Annotated in this window: 21 protein-coding genes; 9 read left to right on the top strand and 12 right to left on the bottom strand. The window is 67.3% G+C overall.

Annotated elements, in window-relative coordinates; translation table 11 throughout:
- Nucleotides 1-151: 151 nt before the first annotated feature.
- The 3 genes from ACK41U_RS10175 (at nucleotide 152) to ACK41U_RS10165 (ending at nucleotide 2920) form a co-directional block, all read left to right on the top strand.
- Nucleotides 152-766 (top strand): TetR/AcrR family transcriptional regulator, encoded by a 615-nt coding sequence (locus ACK41U_RS10175; RefSeq protein ID WP_409679287.1) that lies wholly within the window; start codon nucleotides 152-154, stop codon nucleotides 764-766.
- Complete coding sequence (locus tag ACK41U_RS10170; protein ID WP_409679284.1) at nucleotides 763-1743, top strand: zinc-binding dehydrogenase; 981 nt, start codon at nucleotides 763-765, stop codon at nucleotides 1741-1743. Before ACK41U_RS10175 ends, ACK41U_RS10170 begins: the two co-directional genes overlap by 4 nt.
- Before the next feature lie 181 nt (nucleotides 1744-1924).
- Nucleotides 1925-2920, top strand: coding sequence for a hypothetical protein (locus ACK41U_RS10165; RefSeq protein ID WP_409679281.1), 996 nt, complete (start codon nucleotides 1925-1927; stop codon nucleotides 2918-2920).
- A gap of 28 nt (nucleotides 2921-2948) precedes the next feature.
- Here the strand turns inward: ACK41U_RS10165 and mgrA are convergent, their stop codons facing one another.
- From mgrA to queF, 3 genes are all read right to left on the bottom strand, one after another.
- Nucleotides 2949-3983 carry an L-glyceraldehyde 3-phosphate reductase gene (mgrA, locus tag ACK41U_RS10160; RefSeq protein WP_409679278.1) on the bottom strand — a complete coding sequence of 345 codons (1035 nt, stop codon included), beginning with the start codon at nucleotides 3981-3983 and terminating at the stop codon, nucleotides 2949-2951.
- Between the two features lie 117 nt (nucleotides 3984-4100).
- Nucleotides 4101-7037, bottom strand: a complete 2937-nt coding sequence (gene ileS, locus ACK41U_RS10155) for an isoleucine--tRNA ligase (RefSeq protein ID WP_409679275.1) — start codon at nucleotides 7035-7037, stop codon at nucleotides 4101-4103.
- Between the two features lie 251 nt (nucleotides 7038-7288).
- On the bottom strand, nucleotides 7289-7750 hold the full coding sequence (gene queF, locus ACK41U_RS10150; protein WP_409679272.1) for a preQ(1) synthase: 462 nt from the start codon (nucleotides 7748-7750) through the stop codon (nucleotides 7289-7291).
- A 103-nt stretch (nucleotides 7751-7853) separates the two neighbouring features.
- On the opposite strand from queF, the gene ACK41U_RS10145 reads away from it, so the two are divergent.
- Nucleotides 7854-8264 carry a group III truncated hemoglobin gene (locus ACK41U_RS10145; RefSeq protein ID WP_409679269.1) on the top strand — a complete coding sequence of 137 codons (411 nt, stop codon included), beginning with the start codon at nucleotides 7854-7856 and terminating at the stop codon, nucleotides 8262-8264.
- Complete coding sequence (locus ACK41U_RS10140; RefSeq protein WP_409679266.1) at nucleotides 8230-8505, top strand: hypothetical protein; 276 nt, start codon at nucleotides 8230-8232, stop codon at nucleotides 8503-8505. The genes ACK41U_RS10145 and ACK41U_RS10140 overlap by 35 nt, the downstream gene beginning before the upstream one ends.
- On the opposite strand, the gene ACK41U_RS10135 is transcribed toward ACK41U_RS10140, so the two are convergent.
- The 4 genes from ACK41U_RS10135 to ispH all read right to left on the bottom strand — a co-directional run bounded on the left by ACK41U_RS10135 (nucleotide 8502) and on the right by ispH (nucleotide 11209).
- Nucleotides 8502-9134 (bottom strand): trimeric intracellular cation channel family protein, encoded by a 633-nt coding sequence (locus tag ACK41U_RS10135; protein ID WP_409679263.1) that lies wholly within the window; start codon nucleotides 9132-9134, stop codon nucleotides 8502-8504. The two genes, ACK41U_RS10140 and ACK41U_RS10135, sit on opposite strands and share 4 nt — an antisense overlap.
- Nucleotides 9131-9580 carry a ribonuclease HI gene (gene rnhA / locus ACK41U_RS10130; RefSeq protein WP_409679260.1) on the bottom strand — a complete coding sequence of 150 codons (450 nt, stop codon included), beginning with the start codon at nucleotides 9578-9580 and terminating at the stop codon, nucleotides 9131-9133. The genes ACK41U_RS10135 and rnhA overlap by 4 nt, the downstream gene beginning before the upstream one ends.
- Complete coding sequence (locus ACK41U_RS10125; RefSeq protein ID WP_409679257.1) at nucleotides 9573-10178, bottom strand: glutathione S-transferase family protein; 606 nt, start codon at nucleotides 10176-10178, stop codon at nucleotides 9573-9575. Before ACK41U_RS10125 ends, rnhA begins: the two co-directional genes overlap by 8 nt.
- Before the next feature lie 71 nt (nucleotides 10179-10249).
- Nucleotides 10250-11209: a 4-hydroxy-3-methylbut-2-enyl diphosphate reductase gene (ispH, locus tag ACK41U_RS10120; protein WP_409679255.1), complete on the bottom strand. Its 960-nt coding sequence runs from the start codon at nucleotides 11207-11209 to the stop codon at nucleotides 10250-10252.
- Nucleotides 11210-11443: 234 nt separating this feature from the next.
- On the opposite strand from ispH, the gene ACK41U_RS10115 reads away from it, so the two are divergent.
- Nucleotides 11444-11956, top strand: coding sequence for a hypothetical protein (locus ACK41U_RS10115; protein WP_409679252.1), 513 nt, complete (start codon nucleotides 11444-11446; stop codon nucleotides 11954-11956).
- Between the two features lie 91 nt (nucleotides 11957-12047).
- Here the strand turns inward: ACK41U_RS10115 and ACK41U_RS10110 are convergent, their stop codons facing one another.
- Nucleotides 12048-13490, bottom strand: a complete 1443-nt coding sequence (locus ACK41U_RS10110; protein WP_409679249.1) for a cobyric acid synthase — start codon at nucleotides 13488-13490, stop codon at nucleotides 12048-12050.
- 72 nt (nucleotides 13491-13562) lie between these two features.
- On the opposite strand from ACK41U_RS10110, the gene secG reads away from it, so the two are divergent.
- Both secG and ACK41U_RS10100 read left to right on the top strand, forming a co-directional pair.
- Nucleotides 13563-14162: a preprotein translocase subunit SecG gene (gene secG / locus ACK41U_RS10105; RefSeq protein ID WP_409679246.1), complete on the top strand. Its 600-nt coding sequence runs from the start codon at nucleotides 13563-13565 to the stop codon at nucleotides 14160-14162.
- Between the two features lie 154 nt (nucleotides 14163-14316).
- Nucleotides 14317-15960, top strand: a complete 1644-nt coding sequence (locus ACK41U_RS10100) for a CTP synthase (RefSeq protein ID WP_409679243.1) — start codon at nucleotides 14317-14319, stop codon at nucleotides 15958-15960.
- Between the two features lie 46 nt (nucleotides 15961-16006).
- On the opposite strand, the gene ACK41U_RS10095 is transcribed toward ACK41U_RS10100, so the two are convergent.
- Genes ACK41U_RS10095 through ACK41U_RS10080 form a run of 4 tightly spaced genes read right to left on the bottom strand, consistent with a single transcriptional unit; the run spans nucleotide 16007 to nucleotide 19830 of the window.
- Nucleotides 16007-16654, bottom strand: coding sequence for an ABC-type transport auxiliary lipoprotein family protein (locus ACK41U_RS10095; protein WP_409679240.1), 648 nt, complete (start codon nucleotides 16652-16654; stop codon nucleotides 16007-16009).
- An 11-nt stretch (nucleotides 16655-16665) separates the two neighbouring features.
- Nucleotides 16666-17913, bottom strand: coding sequence for an MlaD family protein (locus ACK41U_RS10090; RefSeq protein WP_409679237.1), 1248 nt, complete (start codon nucleotides 17911-17913; stop codon nucleotides 16666-16668).
- A 4-nt stretch (nucleotides 17914-17917) separates the two neighbouring features.
- Entirely contained in the window at nucleotides 17918-18742 is an 825-nt protein-coding gene (locus ACK41U_RS10085) for an ABC transporter ATP-binding protein (protein WP_409679234.1), read from the bottom strand.
- Nucleotides 18739-19830: an MlaE family lipid ABC transporter permease subunit gene (locus ACK41U_RS10080; protein ID WP_409679231.1), complete on the bottom strand. Its 1092-nt coding sequence runs from the start codon at nucleotides 19828-19830 to the stop codon at nucleotides 18739-18741. The genes ACK41U_RS10085 and ACK41U_RS10080 overlap by 4 nt, the downstream gene beginning before the upstream one ends.
- A 320-nt stretch (nucleotides 19831-20150) precedes the next feature.
- On the opposite strand from ACK41U_RS10080, the gene ACK41U_RS10075 reads away from it, so the two are divergent.
- The gene (locus tag ACK41U_RS10075; protein WP_409679330.1) at nucleotides 20151-20906 is read left to right on the top strand and encodes an SDR family NAD(P)-dependent oxidoreductase; all 756 of its coding nucleotides are present in this window, start codon (nucleotides 20151-20153) and stop codon (nucleotides 20904-20906) included.

Here is a 20906-nt window from a genome sequence, read left to right as displayed (position 1 = left end):
CTGTGTACGCCCTGTGCACCTGCTGTGCGCCCCTCCCGGCGCCCCCGCGCCGGACCGCCGGGGCCGCAAAAGGCCCGTTCTGACCGGCCATGCAAAAAATAGACCGATCGACTACTAGACGACTGGTCTATTCCTGCCTATATCCCCCTCCATGGAACAGCCAAGCAAATCGGATCAGACCCGCCAGAGGATTCTTGCCACCGGACGCCGTCTGGTGACGACCGGCGGGTTCAGCGCGGTCGGCCTGTCGGTGCTGCTCAGGGAAAGCGGCGTGCCCAAGGGGTCGTTCTACTATTACTTCCCCTCGAAAGAGGCGTTCGGCCAGGCCCTGCTGGAGGATTACGTGGCCGACTATCAGGCGCGTCTGGATGCGCTGATGGCCCTGAACGGCACCGCCGCCGACAAGCTGATGGCGTTTTGCGGCGCATGGCTGGATCAGGAACGTCAGGCGGGGCTGGTCAGCACCTGCCTTGTCGTCAAGCTGGGCGCCGAGGTGGCCGACCTGTCGGAGGCCATGCGCCGGGTGCTGGACGATGGCGTCAAATCGCTGACCGCGACGCTGGCCGCGCTGCTGCGCGACGGCGCGGCGGATGGCTCACTGGTCGCGCAGACCGATCCCGACGCCGTCGCCCTGTCGCTCTATGCGCAATGGCTGGGCGCCGCGATCCTGTCGAAACTGTCCCATGATCAGATCCCGCTGGAGCGGGCGCTGGCGGATACCAAATCGCGCCTGATAGCGGGCGCACATACCGGAGAAATGCAATGAAAGCCGCAGTCCACGACACGTTTGGCGAACCCAAAGACATCCTCGAAGCGCGCGACGTCGCCCTGCCCGAACCCGGCGCGGGCGAGCTGCGCGTCAGGATGACCCTGTCGCCGATCCACAACCACGACATCTGGACGGTCCGGGGCCAGTATGGCTACAAACCCGACCTGCCCGGCGCCATCGGCGGGTCCGAAGCCACAGGCATCGTTGATGCCACGGGCGCGGGCGTCGATGCCGCTCTGATCGGGCAGCGGGTCGCGGTCGCGGGCGTCCACGGCACCTGGGCCGAGTATTTCATCGCCCCCGCCGCAGGGGTTCTGCCCCTGCCCGACCAGATTTCGGATGAGATGGGCGCGCAGCTGATCTCGATGCCGTTTTCCGCCATTTCGATGCTGGACATGCTCAAGGCCGACAAGGGCGACTGGATCATCCAGACCGCCGCCAATGGCGCCGTCGGCCGCGTCATGGCCATTCTGGCCAAGGCGCGCGGCATCCACCTGCTGAACCTCGTGCGCCGCGACGAGGCCGCCGCCGAACTGCGCGCGGCGGGCATCGACAACGTGCTGTCAACCTCGGCCCCGGACTGGAAGGATCAGGCCCGCGCAATGATCGGTGACGGTCGCGCCATTTCGGCCATCGATTCAGTCGGCGGCGAGATTTCGGCCGATCTGGTCGATCTGCTGGCCTCGGATGGCGAACTGGTGGTGTTCGGCACCGCGACCGGCGCCCCGATGCCGCTGTCCTCGGGCGCGCTGATCCTGAAGCAGATCACGATCAAGGGCTTCTGGGGGTCGCGTGTCAGCGCCGAGATGGCAGCGGACAAGCGCATCGGTCTGCTCACCGAACTGGTCACGCTGGCGGTTCAGGGCACGCTGGCGCTGGACACCGGCGGCACCTACCCGCTGGATCAGGTCCGGCAGGCGATGGAGGCCAGCCTGACGCCGGGCCGTGCGGGCAAGGTCATGCTGAAGCCGTAACCGGACAGAGACGCCTCAGTCGCGCATGTTCTGCCTGCGGAATGCAGGGAAACCGACCCCCGGCGGGCGCTGCAAACGCGGCGCCCGCCGTTTTTGTCCGATCGGGCAACTGAAGGGTTTCGCAGGCGGGCTGCGATGACTAACCTGTCGGTATCGCTGGTATTTACAGAGTATTTTGTCCATGCAAGAGACCGGTGCCGCCAATCTTCTGATCATCGGACAAGCCGGACGGCTTGAGTTCGAGGCGATCATTTTCCTCGCCAGCCTGCGCCATGGGTCGCCTGACTGGCGCGGGCGTGTCATCATCGCCGAACCACAACCCGATGGCGGCTGGACCGGCCACGACACCGCCATGTCCGAGGGTGCGCGCGGCATCCTGACCGAACTGGGCGCCGACATCGTGCCCTTCAGCGCAGAGGTCTTTGGCGCCGCCTACCCGCAAGGCAACAAGATCGAAGCCCTGCCGCTGCTGCCCCCGGACGAGCCGTTCCTCTTTTTCGACAGCGACACGCTGGTCACCGGCCCGATCGACGCGATCCGCACGGATTTTGCGCGCCCTGCGGCCTCGATGCGCAGGCAGGGGACATGGCCGTTGCCGCCGCTCTACGGGCCGGGCTATGGCGCGATCTGGAAATCGCTTTACGACCGGTTCGGACTGGATTTCGCCAGCAGCCTCGATCCGGACCAGCCGGACGAGCATTGGGAAAAATACCTCTATTTCAACGCGGGCTGGTTTCTGGGCAACGATCCGGTCGAATTCGGACGCCGCTATCTGGACTGGGCGCAGCAGCTGCGCGACGCGCCGCATGACGAGCTGGCCTGTCAGGTGATGGACCCGTGGCTGGATCAGGTCGTGCTGCCGCTGGTGATCCACAGCTTTGGCGGCGGACGCCCCGGCCCCGAGCTGGACGGGCTGGATGGCGGCACCACCTTTCACTATCGCAAGCTGCCGCTGCTCTATGCGCTTGGCAGCGAGGCGCAGGTTGCCCACCTTGAGGCGTCGGTGGCCGACAAGGCGATCAAAACGCACCTGCGGGAATGGGAACCGGCGCGAAAGCTGATCTATCAGGACAAGGGGCGCGACAAGGTCCGCGCCCTGTTCGAGGGCCGCCCCCTGCCCCGGCACGAACGCGCGATCCGCAATCAGATCAAGAGCAACGGCTGGTGGCTGGTCTGAGCGGCCCCCGGCACGCCCGCCCTGCTGCCTACTGCCCCGCACCCTCGGAGGAGCGCACCCAGATATTGACCTCACCGCCCGCTGACAGCGCGTCGATCTGCGCCAGCTCGTCGGCGCTGAAATCCGTGTTGGCCAGCGCACCCACGCAATCCTCGACCTGTCCGGGGCGCGAGGCACCGATCAGCGCGCTGGTCACCCGACCGCCGCGCAGCACCCATGCCACCGCCATCTGCGCAAGGCTCTGGCCGCGCGCGGCGGCCAGATCGTTCAGCCCCCGCAGCCGTTCGATCATCTCGTCACTCAGCCAGTCGGGCGCCAGTGACTTGCCCTGTGCCGCGCGGCTGCCCTCGGGGATGCCGCGCAGATACGTGTTCGTCAGCATTCCCTGTGCCAGCGGCGTGAACACGATGCTGCCCATGCCCAGATCGTCCAGCGCATCCAGCAGCCCGTCATTCTCGACCCAGCGGTTCAGCATGTTATAGCTGGGCTGGTGGATCAGGCAGGGCGTGCCCAGATCGCGCAGAATCGCCGCCGCCTCGCGCGTGCGGGCGCTGTTATAGCTGCTGATCCCGACATAGAGCGCCCGCCCCGAGCGCACGATATGATCCAGCGCCCCCATGGTTTCCTCCAGCGGCGTGTCGGGATCGAAGCGGTGCGAATAGAAGATGTCGACGTAATCGACGCCCAGCCGCCGCAGCGACTGGTCGCAGGAGGCAATCAGCGACTTGCGGCTGCCCCAGACCCCATAGGGCCCCGGCCACATGTCATAGCCCGCCTTGCTGCTGATGAGGATCTCATCGCGCAGCCCCTTGAAATCGCTGCGCAGAATCTGCCCGAACGCCTCTTCGGCGCTGCCCGGCGGGGGGCCGTAATTGTTCGCCAGATCGAAATGCGTGATGCCCAGATCAAAGGCCGTGCGGCAGATGTCGCGTTTGGTCTGATGCGGCGTGTCCTCGCCGAAATTGTGCCACAGACCCAGACTGATCGCCGGCAGCTTCAGCCCCGAGCGGCCACAGCGGCGATAGGTCATCCGGTCATAGCGGTCGGGATGGGGCTGATACATGCGGTCCTGCCTTCACATTGTGCAAGACACGATGACCGGCCCCACCCGCCGGGTCAAGCGGGCATCAGACGCCCGCCCGGCCTGCGCAGGGATCACCCCCGCGCAGGCCGGCATCGGTCATCCCAGCACCGCATCGCAGCGCGCGCAGACTCCGGGGTTCTTATGCGTGCCGACATCGGGCAGGATCTTCCAGCAGCGCTGGCATTTGCAGCCCTCGGCCAGTTCGAACACCACGCCCAGACCCGGCGCCTCGGCCATGCGGAACGCCTCGGCCGGTGCAGGATCGGCGGTCAGCACCAGATCCGAGGTGATGCAGACATCCGCAAAGGCCACCGATTTCAGCGCCGTCAGCATCTCGGGATCCTCGACATGGACGACCGGCGCGGCCTCGAGGCTGGCGCCGATGGTCTTGTCGCTGCGCCTGATCTCCAGCGCCGCCGTCACCACCCGGCGCGCGCGGCGCACATGGTCCCATTTCGCGGCCAGGGGTTCGTTCAGCCAGTCGGCAGGCGTCACCGGGAAGTCGTGCAGATGCACGCTGTCATCCCCGGACGGGAAGCGCGACAGCCACACATCCTCCATGGTGAACGGCAGGATCGGCGCCAGCCAGGTCACCAGCCGGTGATACAGAATGTCCAGCACCGTCCGTGCGGCCCGCCTGCGGATGCTGTCGGGGGCGTCGCAATACAGCGCATCCTTGCGCACATCGAAATAATAGGCCGACAGATCGACTGTGCAGAACTGGAACAGGGTCTGGAACACGCCCTGAAAATCGAACTGGTCATAGCCGGTGCGGACCTGATGATCCAATTGCGCCAGCCGGTGCAGCACCCACTGCTCCAGCTCGGGCATCTCGGCGGGCTCGACCCGCTCGGCCTCATCGAACCCATGCAGCGCGCCCAGCAGGAACCGCAGCGTGTTGCGCAACCGGCGATAGCTGTCGGCGGTGCCTTTCAGGATCTCGGGGCCGATGCGCTGGTCGGCGGTGTAATCCGCCTGCGCCACCCACAGGCGCAGGATATCGGCGCCATATTGCGCGATCACCTTTTCGGGGACGATGGTGTTGCCAAGCGATTTGGACATTTTCATGCCCTTTTCGTCCAGCGTGAACCCATGCGTCACCACATTGCGATAGGGCGCCCGGCCCCGCGTGGCGCAGGCCTGCAGCAGCGAGGACTGAAACCAGCCGCGATGCTGGTCGGTCCCCTCCATATAGACATCGGCGATGCCGTCGGGGGTGCCGTCCTCGCGGTCGCGCAGCACGAAGGCATGGGTCGAGCCTGAATCGAACCACACATCCAGCACGTCCATGACCTGCTCATAGGCCTCCGGGTCCGCGATCCCGTCCAGCATCTGCGCCTTGAAATCGGTGCGATACCAGACATCGGCGCCCTCGGCCTCGAAGGCGGCGATGATGCGGTCGTTCACGGCGTCATTGCGCAGCAGGAAATCGGCATCGGTCGGCCGCGCGCCCTTCTTGACGAAACAGGTCAGCGGCACCCCCCAGGCCCGCTGGCGCGACAGCACCCAGTCGGGGCGGTTCTCGACCATGCTGTGAATGCGGTTGCGCCCCGATTGCGGCCACCACTTCACCAGCTTGTCGATCGAGGTCAGCGCCCGCGCCCGGATCGAGGCGCCATACTCCCCCATCCCGTCCTCCAGCGGCGCATCAATCGCGGCAAACCATTGCGGTGTGTTGCGATAGATCAGCGGCGCTTTGGATCGCCAGCTATGCGGATAGCTGTGCTTGATCTTGCCCTTGGCCAGCAGCGCGCCGGCCCATGCCAGCTGCTTGATGACGCTGACATTTGCCGGGCCGTCCTTGCCATCGGGCGCAATGATCGCCTGCCCGCCAAACAGCGGCAGATCCTTGCGATAGCTGCCATCCGGCTCGACATTATAGGTCATCGGCAGCTTGAAGCGCAGACCCAGCTGATAGTCGTCATCGCCATGGCTGGGGGCGGTATGGACAAAGCCCGTGCCCGCCTCGTCGGTGACATGATCGCCGGGCAGCATGGGGACGTCGTAATCCCATTCGCCGTCTGCACCCTCGACGCCTCGGAACGGGTGGGCCAGCACCAGCGCTTCCAGATCGGCGGCGGTCACATCGGCGACACGCGTAAACTCGGTGACCTTCGCGGATGCCATGACGCTGCCCGCCAGCGCATCGGCCAGAACCAGACGCTCGCCCGCCTGCGCCGTCGCGCTTTCTGCAACAGCATTCACCTCGTATAGCCCATAGGAAATTTCTGGATTGAACGCGACCGCTCGGTTCTGCGGAATAGTCCAAGGCGTCGTAGTCCAGATGACAATGCACGCGTCCACTAGACTGTCCGGAACTCTCACTGATGGCTTAATGTCGTATGCGCCCCCGACTACCACCCTAAACCGCACCCAGATCGTATGGCTGGTATGATCCTTATACTCGACCTCAGCCTCGGCCAGCGCGGTCTTCTCGACCGCCGACCACATCACCGGCTTGGACCCCTGATACAGCGCCCCGTTCATCACCAGCTTCATGAACTCGGCGGCAATCACCGCCTCGGCATGGTGGTCCATCGTCAGATAGGGCCGGTCCCAGGCGCCGGTGATGCCCAGCCGCTGGAACTCGTCGCGCTGGATGGCGACCCATTCATCGGCAAAGCGGCGGCATTCCTGCCGGAACTCGACCAGATCGACGGCGTCCTTGTCGCGGCCCTCGGAGCGGTATTTTTCCTCGATCTTCCATTCGATCGGCAGGCCGTGACAGTCCCAGCCCGGCACATAGCGCGCATCGCGACCCATCATCTGATGGCTGCGCACGATGATGTCCTTGATGGTCTTGTTCAGCGCGTGGCCGATATGCAGATGCCCGTTCGCATAGGGCGGGCCGTCATGCAGAATGAACGGCGCCCGATCCCCCTCGGCTACCTTCTCGCGCAGCCGGTCATAGATGCCGATCCGCGCCCACCGCGCCAGCCAGTCGGGCTCGCGGGCAGGCAGGCCCGCGCGCATGGGGAAATCGGTCTGCGGCAGAAAAACGGTGTCGCGATAGTCGGGGGTCACGTCGCTCATGGGGGCGGTCCTTTGTCGGTCGGTCACGGCAGGCAGCAGAAAACCCGGCGGCGTGAAACCTCACGCCACCGGGCTGCTAATTCGACGGACGGGCGCCTGCAATCTCATGCGCCCTCTATAGAAAGCGCCACGCCCCCCCGCAAGCACCCCCTGCCCGCTTCTTCTTCACCCAAATATCCCGGGGGAGTCGCGCGCCCCGCGCGCCCCCCCCCGGGCGGGGGGCCCCCCCCCCCCCCACCCCGCCCGCGCCCCTATCCCCGCCCGCGATAACCGGGCACCCCCTGATCGGGCACCCAGACCCCGGCAGGCACCGCCCCGGTCTGCCAGAACACATCAATCGGCATCCCCCCGCGCGGATACCAATAGCCGCCGATCCGCAGCCATTGCGGCGCCAGCAGATCCACCAGCCGTTTCGCAATCCCGATGGTGCAATCCTCGTGAAAGGCGCCGTGATTGCGGAAACTGCCCAGAAACAGCTTCAGCGACTTCGACTCGACCAGCCAGTCGCCCGGCACGTAATCCATCACCAGATGCGCGAAATCCGGCTGACCCGTCAGCGGGCACAGGCTGGTGAATTCGGGCTGGGTAAAGCGCACCAGATAGGCGGTGCCGGGCTGCGGATTGGGCACCCGCTCCAGCACGGCCTCTTCGGGCGATTGCGGCAGAGGGGCGCTGGCGCCCAGCTGGGTCAGCGCGTCGGTGTAATGGCTCATCATCTGCTCCTGTTTTGACCGGGTGGGCTGCGACCGGAGCCTGCCCCTTAGCACCCGCGCAAAACCCCTTGCAACCACCCCCGCCACCGCCCAAATGCGACAGATGGACAGCGCCATCCCCCCCCGCTTCGACATCACCGAGGCCGAGATCCGCAAGGTCGTCGCCACCTTCTACGCCGCCGTGCGCCGCCACGAGGTGCTGGCCCCGGTCTTTGCCGAACATATCGGCGACTGGCCCGCGCACGAGGACCGCATCGCCGCCTTCTGGGCCGGGGCGATCCTGCACCGCGCGGGCTATAACGGCAGCCCGATGCGCGCCCATCTGTCGGCGGGCAATGTCCGCCCCGAGCATTTCACCCTCTGGCTGGCGCTCTTCGACGAATCCCTCCGCCGCACCCTCCCCCCATGGAGCGCGCGCGCATGGTCGCAACTGGCCCATCGCATCGGGCAGGGCCTGCGCGCCGGGGTCCAGAACACCGATGCGGGCCGCAGCGCCCCTCCTGTTTTGCGCTGACGCAGGGACCAAAGCACGCCGCCACCGGATCAAGCCCGAAAGGCACGTCACCCTGAAGATCGACGATGTCGCGTTCACCTCGCCCGACATGGCCGCGACCACAGCCTTCGTCACACGCGCTTTCGGCCGGAATTTCAATGACGACGGGCCGGACTATCAGGACCTGGCCAATGCCGGCCTGTCGGGCGGCATCGCCGCCGGAAAGGCGGCACCCAGATGGCGGTCTGGTACCGACCGCTAGCGCCGCGGCGGCCGGGGCCGGTACAGCGGCAGCTTCCAGCCCAGCACCAGACTGCCCGCCCGCAGCACCCAGACCGCCACCGCGCAGGCGATCAGCGCCTCGGTATCCGCGACCCCCAGCCATGACAGCGCCACGGCGGTCATGGCACCGCCAAAGGCCGCCGTCAGATACAGCTCGCCCTGTTTCAGCACCAGCGGCACCTCATTGCCCACGACATCACGCATCAGCCCGCCAAAGGTGCCGGTCACGATCCCCATGATGACCACGATCACCGGGCCAAAGCCCGCCTCCATCGCCACCCCGGCCCCGGCGGCCACCGCCACCGACAGCGCCACACTGTCCAGCCAGACCAGCCAGACATAGCGGCTCTCGATCAGATGCGCGGCCCAGAACACGACCAGCGCGGCCCCGGCAGCGATCAGCACATAGGCGGGCTGGGCGACCCAGAACACCACCTCGCGCCCCAGCACCAGATCGCGCAGCGTGCCGCCCCCCACCGCCGTCAGCGCGGCCATGAAGACGAAGCCCACAGGGTCCAGCTGCGCCCGGCTGGCCACCAGCGCCCCGGTCAGCGCAAAAACCAGCACCGAGCCGTAATCCAGCGCCGCGACCAGCGCCTCGGGGGTCATTTGAACGGCGCCATTCCGGCGCGCGCCAGCTCGTCGGCGCGCTCGTTCTCGGCATGTCCGGCATGGCCCTTGATCCAGCGCCACTCGACCTTGTGGCTGCGCTGCGCCGCGTCCAGTCGCTGCCACAGCTCGACATTCTTGACCGGTTTCCTGTCAGCGGTCTTCCAGCCATTGCGCTTCCAGCCGTGAATCCACTGGGTCACGCCGTTCTTGACATAGGCGCTGTCGGTGACGATCACGATGTCGGTCGGACGGGTCAACACCTCCAGCGCGCTGATCGCGGCCATCAGCTCCATGCGGTTATTGGTGGTGGCCGCCTCGCCGCCCGCCAGTTCGCGCTCCTTCAGAACCGTCTCACCCTCCAGCGCCCGCATCAGCACCCCCCAGCCACCGGGGCCGGGATTGCCGCTGCACGCGCCGTCGGTCCAGGCAAACAACTCAGCCATTCAGCCCCACATATCCCGGCAGATCCGCGACCCGGCCCAGCCAGTCCCCGAGTGCCGGAAACCGCGCCATGTCAAAACCGCCCCGGCGGCCCGCCGTGTGCGTATAGGCATAGAGGCACAGATCGGCCAGACTGACCGCCTCCCCCGCCAGCCAGCCCTGCCGCGCCAGATGCGCCTCCATCACGGCCAGCAGCCCATGCCCGCGCTCCAGCAGATCGGCCAGCCGCTCCGGCGTGGCATCCGCCGCACGATGCGGATAGCTGACCAGCGCCTGACGCACGGCGATGACCGGCTCGTGATTGTACTGCTCCCAGAACATCCAGCCCAGCATCTGCGCGCGGGCGACCGGATCGGCGGGCCAGAACCGCGTCCCCTCGCCCAGATAGCACAGGATCGCATTCGATTCCGCCAGCGTCTCGCCACCCGCCAGCCGCAGGGCGGGCAGCTTGCCGAAAGGCAGCGCCCCCGCCGCCTTGGCCGCCGCCAGCGTCTCGGACCCGTATTCGCAATCGACCAGCTCCAGCGACAGGCCCGCCAGCGCCGCCAGCAACCGGACCTTATAGCTGTTCCCGGATGAGGGCATGGAATAAAGCCGCATGATCAACCCTTTGCCTTGGTGAAAATATCCCGGGGTCCGGGGCAGAGCCCCGGCGCCCTCAGCCCGCCGCCTCAGCCCGCAGGCTCGCGCAGCACGCGCGGCACCTTGAACTCGACCCGCTCGATCGCCGTCTCGACCATCTCGACCTCGACGGCATAGCGGTCGCGGAACGCATCCACCACCTCGTTGACCAGCACCTCGGGCGCGCTGGCACCGGCGGTCACACCGACGCTGCGGATGCCCTCCAGCGCCCGCCAGTCAATGTCCCCGGCCCGCATCACCAGCTGCGAATAGCCGCAGCCTGCCGTCCGGGCCACCTCGACCAAGCGCTTGGAGTTGCTGGAATTCTCGGCCCCGATCACCAGCAGCGCATCGACCTTGGGTGCCACCTCCTTGACCGCCGCCTGACGGTTGGTGGTGGCATAGCAGATGTCCTCTTTCGCCGGGCCGATGATGGTGGGAAATCGGGCCTGAAGGGCTGCGACGATGGCGGCGGTGTCATCCACCGACAGGGTGGTCTGGGTGATGAAGGCCAGCGCCGCGGGATCGCGGGGCGCGACATGCACCACATCGGCGACCGTCTCGACCAGCAGCACCTCACCCGGCGGCAATTGCCCCATTGTCCCAATGACTTCGGGGTGCCCGGCATGGCCGATCATCACCATCTGCAAACCGGCGGCATGGTGGCGTTCGGCCTCGATATGGACCTTGCTGACCAGCGGGCAGGTCGCGTCGACATAGACCATCTGGCGGCGCTGCGCCTCGGCGGGAACCGATTTCGGCACGCCATGGGCCGAGAAGATCACCGGCCGGTCAGCCGGGCAATCCTCCAGTTCCTCGACAAAGACCGCGCCTTTTTCCCGAAGTGAATCAACGACATATTTATTGTGGACGATCTCGTGGCGGACATAGACCGGCGCGCCCCATTTGCTCAGCGCCATCTCGACGATCTTGATGGCGCGGTCCACGCCCGCGCAGAAACCGCGCGGCGCGGCGAGATACAGGGTCAGGGGCGGCTTTGCGTGTTCCATAGCCCTGAGGTAGCGCGCAATGCCCGTCTCGTCCATATCACCGCGCAGAAAAGCGCCGCACCAGGCGCTGATATGGCGCGGCCGCGCGGACCGTGACTGTGCCCTGGGCATCACAGGTCAGGCTGGAATGGGCCACGCGCGCGATGTCGGGACTGGTCCGGAGGGCATCACCGGGTCAGATGGGGCGCGCGGGCGAAAACCCCGTAAGTTATTGTATGTAGGAGTGTAAATCCCGTGGCTTTTTTTCGCCCCACCCGTGCCGGCACCGGCAGGATCCGCCCCGCCGCCGTCGCGGGCCTCGCTGTTCTGGCGCTGGCCGCCTGTGATGGACCGGCGCCCATCACCTCGGCCCCGGTCTCGGTCACGCCCACAGGAAACCCTGTTCTTCAAGGGGTTATCGGGTTCGAGCCGACCGAGGTGCGGGCCTATCAGGACCGGGCCGAACTGGCGGGCGTGGCCTGTGACATTGCGGGCGTGGGCTATACGGCCAAGGTCGTGACGCCGGGGCTGGTGAACCTGCCCGACCAGCGCGCGCAGAGCCAGCCGGTCACCGCGACCTGCCGCAAGGATGAGGCGGTGCGCACGGTTGTGGTGCAGCCCTTCTCGCGCACGGCCAGCAACAACCGCCAGACCGCGCAGGCCAATGGCGGGATTCTGGGCGTCGTCTTTTCCGGCGTGGTCGAGGGGGTGCGCGACAAGACAAATGACGACTGGGCCTATCCGATGATCCGCACTGAATTCGACTGACGGGCCGCAAAACGCCCGGCACCGGCGATGCACAGCCTGTGCACCGCGCAGGCACAGGCTGTACACCGACAACGCACGCATCGTTAACCACTCAGCGCGCAACAGCCAGCAGGGCGGCCACGTCCAGATGCGTCTCAAGATGATCGGCCAGATCGTCCAGCGCGGCCTCGACCCCGGCCTCGAATCCGGGTTGCGAGGCCGCCCCCAGCCGCGCCAGACAGGCCGCGCGGAACGCATCATCCGAGAACAGCCCGTGCAGGTAGCTGCCCATCACCCGGCCATCGGGGCTGACCGCGCCGTCAGGGCCGGGCACATGGGCAAAGGGGCGCGCGCAGTCGGGGCCATGGCTGCGGCCCATATGAATCTCGTAGCCCGAGACCGGCTGGCCAAGCGCATGGCCGCGCACCTGCACCAGCCGCTTGGTCGGTGACATTTCGGTCACGACATCCAGCAGGCCCAGACCGGGCACCTGCCCGGCCTGCCCGTCGGCGCCGGTGGGATCGCTGATCACCCGGCCCAGCATCTGATAGCCGCCGCAAAGGCCCAGCACATGGCCGCCGCGCCGGTGATGGGCCAGCAGGTCGATGTCCCAGCCCTGCGCGCGCAGGAATGCCAGATCGCCAAGCGTGGACTTGGTGCCCGGCACGATCACCAGCGCGGCATCGCCGGGGATCGCCTGCCCCGGCGCCAGCATGGTCAGCCGCACGCCCGGTTCAGCGGCCAGCGGGTCCAGATCGTCGAAATTGGCGATGCGCGACAGGGTCAGGCAGACGACATGCAGCCCCCCGTCCGACGCGGCGCCCGCGCCATGGCGCAGATCGACGGCATCCTCGGCGGGCAGGCGGTGGGCGCCCGCAAACCACGGCACCACACCGAAACCGCGCCAGCCGGTGCGCGCCCCGATCATCCGGTAGCCGTCATCGAACAGGCGCGGATCGCCGCGGAACTTGTTGACCAGAAAGCCGCGGATCATGGCGGCATCCTCGGGGTCGATCACCGCCTGCGTGCCGACGATCTGGGCGATCACGCCGCCCCGGTCGATGTCGCCCGCCAGCACCACCGGCACGCCCGCCGCCCGCGCGAATCCCATATTGGCGATGTCGCGGGGGCGCAGATTGACCTCGGCGGGGCTGCCCGCGCCTTCGACGATGATCAGGTCATGGGCGGCAGAGAGGCGCGCGAAACTGTCCAGCACCGCCGCCAGCAGGCGCGGCTTGAGCGTCTGATAATCGCGGGCCTGCGCGCGCCCGATCGCGCGGCCCTGCACGATCACCTGCGATCCGGTGTCGGTTTCGGGTTTCAGCAGCACCGGGTTCATGTCGGCCAGCGGCGCCAGACCGCAGGCGCGGGCCTGCAATGCCTGGGCGCGGCCGATCTCGGACCCGTCGGCGGTGACGGCGGCATTGTTGGACATGTTCTGCGGCTTGAACGGCGCGACGGACAGGCCGCGACGCCGCGCGGCCCGGCACAGACCCGCCACCAGAAGCGACTTGCCGACATTCGAGCCGGTCCCCTGAATCATCAGCGCAACCATGGGACACTCTTGCTTGCCATCACCTGCGGGGGTGACTAGATAGGCCCGTCCGCAAATGAAAGGCCGAAAGCCGTGGAAAACGTCATTCTGACCGTCCATCTGATCCTCGCTGCGCTGTTGACGGGGGTTGTCCTGCTGCAACGGTCGGAAGGCGGCGGTCTGGGCATGGGTGGTGGTGGTGGTGGTGGTGGCGCTGGCGGCGTGATGTCGGGCCGTCAGGCCGCGAACGCGCTGACCCGGCTGACCTGGATTCTGGGGGTGGCGATCTTCTGCACCTCGCTGACGCTGACGGTTCTGGCCGCGCGGCAGGCCACCACGGGCTCGATCATGGATCAGATCGGCGTGACCGGGGGCGACCAGCCCGCGACGCCGGGCCTGCCCGCAGCCCCGCTGTATACGCCCCCGCCCGCAACCGGCGGCAATCCGCTGACGCCGCCCGCGCCGGATGCGACCCCGCCTGCGGTCCAGGCCCCGGCGGCTGAGGCGCCTGCCGCGGCCCCCGCGCCTGCCGTGGTGACCCCGCCCGCAGCGGAGGCACCCGCAGCGGAGGCCCCGGCAGCGGAGGCACCCGCAGCGGTGGCGCCCGCAGTGGAGGCGCCCGCAGTGGAGGCCCCGGCAGCTGAGGCGCCCGCAGAAACGGGCGACGCACTGGCCCCGCCGCCGGCGAACTGAAAGACGACACAATCATTTGGGGCGGGTCTGATCCGCCCCACATCAGCTTGGGGTCCGTTGCGGCCACGGGGCGAATCGGCTATTGTCCAAATCCCGTGATGCCGGTCGTTTTCAGGGCCCGCAAAGACACCGAAATGCAGATCACGGGGGCCTCATGGCGCGTTACATCTTTATCACCGGCGGCGTGGTCTCGTCCCTTGGCAAGGGGCTGGCCTCGGCGGCGTTGGGCGCGTTGCTGCAGGCGCGGGGTTTCACCGTGCGGCTGCGCAAGCTGGACCCCTATCTGAACGTCGATCCCGGCACGATGAGCCCGTTCGAGCATGGCGAGGTGTTCGTCACCGATGACGGCGCCGAGACCGATCTGGATCTGGGCCATTACGAGCGGTTCACCGGCGTCAGTGCGCGGCGGACCGACAGCGTGTCCTCGGGGCGGATCTATTCCAATGTGCTGGAAAAGGAACGCCGGGGCGAATATCTGGGCAAGACGATTCAGGTCATTCCGCATGTGACCAATGAAATCAAGGACTTCATTGCGATTGGCGATGATGAGGTCGATTTCATGCTGTGCGAGATCGGCGGCACGGTGGGCGACATCGAAGGGCTGCCCTTCTTCGAGGCGATCCGCCAGTTCACCCACGAGCGTCCGCGCGGCGAGTGCATTCTGATGCATCTGACCTTGCTGCCCTATCTGGCCGCCTCGCGCGAGCTGAAGACCAAGCCGACGCAGCACAGCGTCAAGGAATTGCAGTCGATCGGGCTGGCGCCGGATGTGCTGGTCTGCCGGTCGGAACATCCGATCCCGGAAAAGGAACGCGCCAAGATCGCGCTGTTCTGCAATGTGCGCCCGGATGCGGTGATCCCGGCCTATGACCTGAAGTCGATCTATGAGGCGCCCCTGGCCTATCACCGTGCGGGTCTGGACCGCGCTGTGCTGGATGCCTTTGCGATCAGCCCCGCGCCCCGGCCCGACCTGTCGAAATGGGAGGATGTGATCGACCGGCTGGAGAATGCCGAGGGTCAGGTGAACATCGCCATCGTCGGCAAATACACCCAGCTTGAGGATGCGTATAAGTCGATCTCGGAGGCGCTGACCCATGGCGGCATGGCCAACCGGGTGCGCGTCAAGGCCGACTGGGTCGACAGCGAGCAGTTGCAGGGCGACGGCGCGCATCTGCTGGACGGCTATCACGGCATCATCGTGCCCGGCGGCTTTGGCGAGCGCGGGACCGAGGGGATGGTGACCGCCGCGCGCTATGCCCGTGAAAAGAAGGTGCCCTATCTGGGGATCTGTCTGGGCATGCAGATGGCGGTGATCGAGGCGGCGCGCAATCTGGCGGGCATGCCCGATGCCGGGTCCGAGGAGTTCGACCACGAGGCCGGGGAAAGCCGGTTCACGCCGGTCGTCTATCACCTCAAGGAATGGGTGCAGGGCAATTACATGGTGCGGCGCAAGGTCGGTGACGACAAGGGCGGCACGATGCGGCTGGGCGCCTATACGGCGGTGCTGTCCGAGGGCTCGCGCATTTCGCAGGTCTATGACGGCGCCACCGAGATCGAGGACCGGCACCGCCACCGCTATGAGGTCGACGGCGCCTATCGCGACAAGCTGGAGGCGGCGGGGCTGAACTTTTCGGGCATGTCGCCCGATGGCAAGCTGCCCGAGGTGGTGGAATATGCCGACCACCCGTGGTTCATCGGCGTGCAGGCGCATCCCGAGCTGAAATCCAAGCCCTTTGCGCCGGCGCCGCTGTTTGCGGGCTTTGTCCGCGCGGCCATGGACGAGGGGCGGCTGGTCTGAGACCGGCCTGCCCTGCCCTTGGCGGCCCTACGTCAGCGACACGACCCTAGCGACATTGCGCCGGGTTGACGCCTGACGCCTGCAAGCCCCAGCTGGTCATCTGCGTGACCAGTTGGCGGGTGGCGGCGTCGAAGGCCGGGATCAGGTCGGCAGTGCGGGTGCTGGCCGCCGGAACGGTGGCGGCAAAGCGCCCGCGCGACACGACGCTGGCATCCATCTCGCGCACCATCTGCGCCTCGACCGACAGGCGGACCAGAACGCCGCCGGGGCTGTCCGGGGTTTCGGGGGTCAGTTCGGCGTTGAAATCCTCGATCTCGCTGATGAGGGCGTAATCGCCCGAGACGCCCAGAGGCGCGCGCCCGACATGATCGAAGCTGTCGGTGGCGCCGAAACTCTGCACCAGCAGGCGTTGCAGCATGGCGGGCACGGTGTCGCCCCATTGCGCATCCGGCAGGTATTGCGTCTGCAGCACCGAGGGGCGGATCATGATGCGGTCGCGGTCCAGCGTGCCGCGCGTCTTGGGCAGTTCGACGACCAGCTGGTCGATGCGGGCGCGGCCGCAGCCGGTGGGGGCCTGCGGGGGGGTGCGCAGCTCGTAAAGGTCGCGGTCGGGCTCGCCTTGCAGGGCCGACAGGGCGGCGCATCCCGGCAGGGTGCCAAGTCCGAGGATCAGGAGGGCGGTGTGCAGGCGCATGGGGAACCTCATTATCGGCGGAATTCGGGGCTGCGGGGACCGGACAGAAGCTGCGCCGGGTTGCGGCGCAGGGTCGAGACAAGCTGGTTCATGTTCTCGACCAGCCCGCGCATGTCCTGTGACAGGCGCGCGACCTGCGGCAGCGTCTCGCGCGTGAAGGCGCCGACGGGGCTGCGCGCATCGTCCATCACCACCTGCAACGAGCGGAAGGCGGCGGCGGCGGAATCAGCGGCCTCGCGCAGGCTGGCGCTGATCTGGGGCAGATCGTCGGGCAGGCTGGACAGCGCCTCGTTGACCGCGGCCAGCGTGGTGCGCAGATCGCCCGCGACCGGGGCCAGATCGCGGCTGATCACCCCTTCGGCGGCGTCAAAGGCGCGGGTGCCCGAGGACAGGGCGGTGTCGAGATTGTCGAGGCTGGCCTCGCCCCGTTCGGTCAGGGTGGTCAGCCCGGCGGCGCTGCGTTCCAGCTGTTGTGTCAGCGTGGTCAGATCGCCCGCGACATAGCTGTCGACGCCGTCCAGCGTGGCGGTGGCGGCGGCCAGCGTCGCCTCGGCCTGCGTGGCGGCATCGGCGAAACGGTCCAGCGTCACGCCCGCGCTGCGGCTGAGACCCTCCATCTGCGCACCGAAGGCGGCGATGCCGGTCGCGGCCTCGGCCACGGCGGCGGTGGCGGTGGCGACATCGTCCAGCGCCTGATCCAGATTGCCGCTGGAGCGTTCGACATTGTCCAGAATCGTGGTCACGCGGGACTGGTTTTCCGGCCCGAGGATTTCGGACAGTTGTTCGGCCACCAGACTGAGGCGGTTGATGATCTGCGGCCCCTCATCGCTGAGGGTCTGGAGCGCGGAACGGCTGGAGGGGATGACCGGCACCACGGCGCTGTCGGCATCGCGCAGCAGCGGCGCGCGCGCGGTCCCGGCGCTGATCGCCACCAGCGCCACGCCGGTCACGCCCTGAATCTCCAGCGCGGCGGTGCTGTCGCTGCGCACGGGCGTATCCTCGGTCACTTCCAGCCGGACGCGGACGGGCAGCGGGTTGCCGGGTGCCAGCTGCATGGTCACGACGCGGCCCACCGGCAGACCGGCAAAGCGCACCTCGGACGAGGGCCCGAGGCCCGAGACTTCGGGGAAATACACGTCGTAATAGGCAAACTGGCGGTCCAGTTCCAGTTTCGCAAACCACAGCACGAAACCCAGAATGCCCAGAAACCCGGCCAGGGTGAAGGCGCCGATCAGCGTGTAATTGGCTTTGGTTTCCATGCGGTCAGTCCTTGCCAATCGTATCGGGGGCCGTGGTGCGGGTGGTCGTGTTGCGGGTGGTCGTGATGCCAGCGGTCGCAGCGCGCGCCCGTGGGCCGTGGAAATATTCGTGCACCCATGGGTGATCGACATCGAGCATGTCGGCCATGGTGCCGGTGGTCAGCACGCGCTGTTCGGCCAGCACCGCGATCCGGTCGCAGCAGGCGTGCAGCGTATCCAGATCATGGGTGACCAGAAAGACCGAAAGGTTCAGCGCATCGCGCAACGTCACGATCAGCTCGTCAAAGGCGGCGGCGCCGATCGGGTCCAGCCCGGCGGTGGGCTCGTCCAGAAACACGATTTCCGGGTCCAGCGCCAGAGCGCGGGCCAGACCGGCGCGCTTGCGCATCCCCCCCGACAGATCCGAGGGGTAATTGTCATTGGCCTTCCACGGCAGCCCCGCCATCGAGACCTTGAGTTCGGCCAGACCGCGCCGCTGATCGTCGCTGAGACCCGGCACGGCCTTCAGCGGCACCTCGACATTCTCGCGCACGGTCAGGGAGGAAAACAGCGCGCCGTCCTGAAACATCACGCCCCAGCGCTGTTCCAGCGCGCGGCGCTCAGCCCCCGACAGGGTGCCGATCTGGCGGCCCAGCACCTCGATCGTGCCCGCCTGCGCGGCCTCCAGCCCGACAATGGCGCGCAACAGCACCGATTTGCCGGTGCCCGAGCCGCCGACGACGCCCAGAATCTCGCCCCGCCGCAGGTCCAGATCGAGGTCGTCATGCACGACATGGGTGCCGAACTGGGTGCGCAACCCGCGCACGCGGATGACGGGATCGCCGCTCATAGCCCCACCTGCGCGAAGAAGATGGAAAAGGCCGCATCGGCGATGATGACGGCGAAGATGGCGCTGACCACGGCGGATGAGGTCATCCGGCCAAGGGATTCGGCGTCATTGCCCACGCGCATCCCGGCATGGCAGCCGATCACGCCGATGATCAGCGCAAAGACCGGCGCCTTGCTGAGGCCGACGATGGTGTGGGTGACGCTGATCTCGGACAGGCGCGCGAGGAAGACGGCGGGCGAGATGCCCAGCTCGACCCATGACATGACCGCGCCGCCAAACAGCCCGGTCAGCGCCGAGACCAGCCCCAGAATCGGCAGCATCAGCACCAGCGCCAGCACGCGGGGCAGGATCAGCACCATGTCGGGGTCCATCCCCAGCGTGCGCATGGCGTCGATCTCTTGCCGCATCTTCATCGAGCCGATCGAGGCCGTCAGCGCCGAGGCCGTGCGCCCCGCCACGATGATCGCGGTCAGCAGGATGCCCAGCTCGCGCAGGATGGAAATGGCGATGAGGTCGACGACAAACACCTCGGCCCCGAACTGGCGCAGCTGGTCCGAGCCCTGAAAGGCCAGCACGACGCCGATCAGAAAGGACATGACCGCGACGATGGGCACGGCGCGCAGGCCGGTTTCCTGACAGTGATGGACCAGCGAGGTGGCGGGGAATTGCGACGGGTGGCGCAGCCCGCGCAGCAGCGCCGCAAGGGTGCGGCCCAGATATTCGGCCAGCTCGCCCAGATAGGTCAGCACGCCCGCGACCTGCTGCCCGGTGCCCTCCAGCCAGCGGCGCCAGCGGGGCGGTGTCTGCGGGGCGGGTTCGGGGCTGGGCATCGCCCCGGTCACGGTGGCGATGAGGCGGTCGTGATGGTCCGACAGGCCGGTCAGCGTGGCGCCCGCCGCGCGGCGCTGCGCCATCTCCCACGCGCCTGCGGTGTCCATGCGGGTGACGGCGGACAGGTCGATCCGGGCGGCGTCATGGGCGCGCGGCAGGCGGCCAAGCGCCCAGACCACCAGATCGCCCGACAGGATCAGCCGGTCGCCGGTCACGGTGACAGACAGATCCGGGGAGGTGGCATCGGCAGCACTCATGGCGGTCTGTGCCCTTTTGTCTTTATCAATGTCACTGATCGCCTTGGGGGGCGAAGTCAAACTAATCCACAGCCCGCCCGCAACACGCCCCGCCCCGGCGCGGCCCGGTCCGGGGGACTGGCATGATCGCGCGGGAGTGACGGCCCCCCTTTGCTGTCTGACACGTTTCTGTTGGCATTCTGTCGCGCAAGGCTTTGAGGATCAATGATCCTGATGGCGTTGACGTGGATCAAGGATGGCCCGCAGCGGCCATGCGACAGAGCCTGCAAGAGGGCCGGGCACTGCGCCCCGGCGATCACAGGAGAATCACCATGACCGATATTCGCTTTGACTTTTCCGGCAGGACCGCGCTTGTCACCGGCGCCGCTTCGGGGATCGGGCGCGTCATCGCGCTGGAACTGGCGGCATCGGGCGCCTGCGTGATCGTCAGCGATCTGGACGCGGCCGCCTGCGCGGCGGTCGTGGATGAGATCGCGGGCGCCGGGGGCACGGCCCATGCCTTTGCCGCCGATGTCAGCGACGAGGGCGCGATGCGCGCGCTGGCGGAATTCGCGGAACGCGATTGCGGCGGGCTGCATCTGGCGGTCAACAATGCGGGCATCGGCGGGCCCAGCCTGCCCACCGGGGACTATCCGCCCGAGGACTGGCGCCGCGTCATCGACATCAATCTGAACGGTGTCTTTTACGGCATGCGCTGGCAGATCCCGGCGATGCTGCGCGCGGGCGGCGGCGCGATCGTCAATATGTCGTCGATCCTGGGCTCGGTCGGGTTCGCGAATGCCGCGCCCTATGTCGCCGCCAAGCACGCGCTGCTGGGGCTGACGAAAACGGCAGCGATGGAATATGCACCGCAAGGGGTGCGGGTGAATGCGGTCGGGCCTGCCTTTATCAGCACGCCGCTGCTGACGGCGAACCTGTCGGACGAGGTTCTGGCCGGGCTGGCGGGGCTGCACCCGATGGGGCGGATCGGCACGCCCGAAGAGGTCTCGGCGCTGACGCTGTTTCTGCTGTCGGATCGCGCAAGCTTCATCACCGGCAGCTATCATCTGGTGGATGGCGGCTATACCGCGCCCTGA

It is taken from the genome of Paracoccus sp. (in: a-proteobacteria), assembly GCF_046289755.1.
GTDB lineage: Bacteria > Pseudomonadota > Alphaproteobacteria > Rhodobacterales > Rhodobacteraceae > Paracoccus.
Note: the sequence above shows the minus strand (reverse complement) of the source record. Positions and strands in the feature narration are given on the sequence as shown.

Bases quoted from the DNA above. Each gene is read 5' to 3' on its own strand.
- ACK41U_RS10175 (WP_409679287.1), top strand. From the start codon at position 152: ATGGAACAGCCAAGCAAATCGGATCAGACCCGCCAGAGGATTCTTGCC.
- ACK41U_RS10170 (WP_409679284.1), top strand. From the start codon at position 763: ATGAAAGCCGCAGTCCACGACACGTTTGGCGAACCCAAAGACATCCTC.
- ACK41U_RS10165 (WP_409679281.1), top strand. From the start codon at position 1,925: ATGCAAGAGACCGGTGCCGCCAATCTTCTGATCATCGGACAAGCCGGA.
- mgrA (WP_409679278.1), bottom strand. From the start codon at position 3,983: ATGTATCAGCCCCATCCCGACCGCTATGACCGGATGACCTATCGCCGC.
- ileS (WP_409679275.1), bottom strand. From the start codon at position 7,037: ATGAGCGACGTGACCCCCGACTATCGCGACACCGTTTTTCTGCCGCAG.
- queF (WP_409679272.1), bottom strand. From the start codon at position 7,750: ATGAGCCATTACACCGACGCGCTGACCCAGCTGGGCGCCAGCGCCCCT.
- ACK41U_RS10145 (WP_409679269.1), top strand. From the start codon at position 7,854: ATGGACAGCGCCATCCCCCCCCGCTTCGACATCACCGAGGCCGAGATC.
- ACK41U_RS10140 (WP_409679266.1), top strand. From the start codon at position 8,230: ATGCGGGCCGCAGCGCCCCTCCTGTTTTGCGCTGACGCAGGGACCAAA.
- ACK41U_RS10135 (WP_409679263.1), bottom strand. From the start codon at position 9,134: ATGACCCCCGAGGCGCTGGTCGCGGCGCTGGATTACGGCTCGGTGCTG.
- rnhA (WP_409679260.1), bottom strand. From the start codon at position 9,580: ATGGCTGAGTTGTTTGCCTGGACCGACGGCGCGTGCAGCGGCAATCCC.
- ACK41U_RS10125 (WP_409679257.1), bottom strand. From the start codon at position 10,178: ATGCGGCTTTATTCCATGCCCTCATCCGGGAACAGCTATAAGGTCCGG.
- ispH (WP_409679255.1), bottom strand. From the start codon at position 11,209: ATGGAACACGCAAAGCCGCCCCTGACCCTGTATCTCGCCGCGCCGCGC.
- ACK41U_RS10110 (WP_409679249.1), bottom strand. From the start codon at position 13,490: ATGGTTGCGCTGATGATTCAGGGGACCGGCTCGAATGTCGGCAAGTCG.
- ACK41U_RS10100 (WP_409679243.1), top strand. From the start codon at position 14,317: ATGGCGCGTTACATCTTTATCACCGGCGGCGTGGTCTCGTCCCTTGGC.
- ACK41U_RS10095 (WP_409679240.1), bottom strand. From the start codon at position 16,654: ATGCGCCTGCACACCGCCCTCCTGATCCTCGGACTTGGCACCCTGCCG.
- ACK41U_RS10090 (WP_409679237.1), bottom strand. From the start codon at position 17,913: ATGGAAACCAAAGCCAATTACACGCTGATCGGCGCCTTCACCCTGGCC.
- ACK41U_RS10085 (WP_409679234.1), bottom strand. From the start codon at position 18,742: ATGAGCGGCGATCCCGTCATCCGCGTGCGCGGGTTGCGCACCCAGTTC.
- ACK41U_RS10080 (WP_409679231.1), bottom strand. From the start codon at position 19,830: ATGAGTGCTGCCGATGCCACCTCCCCGGATCTGTCTGTCACCGTGACC.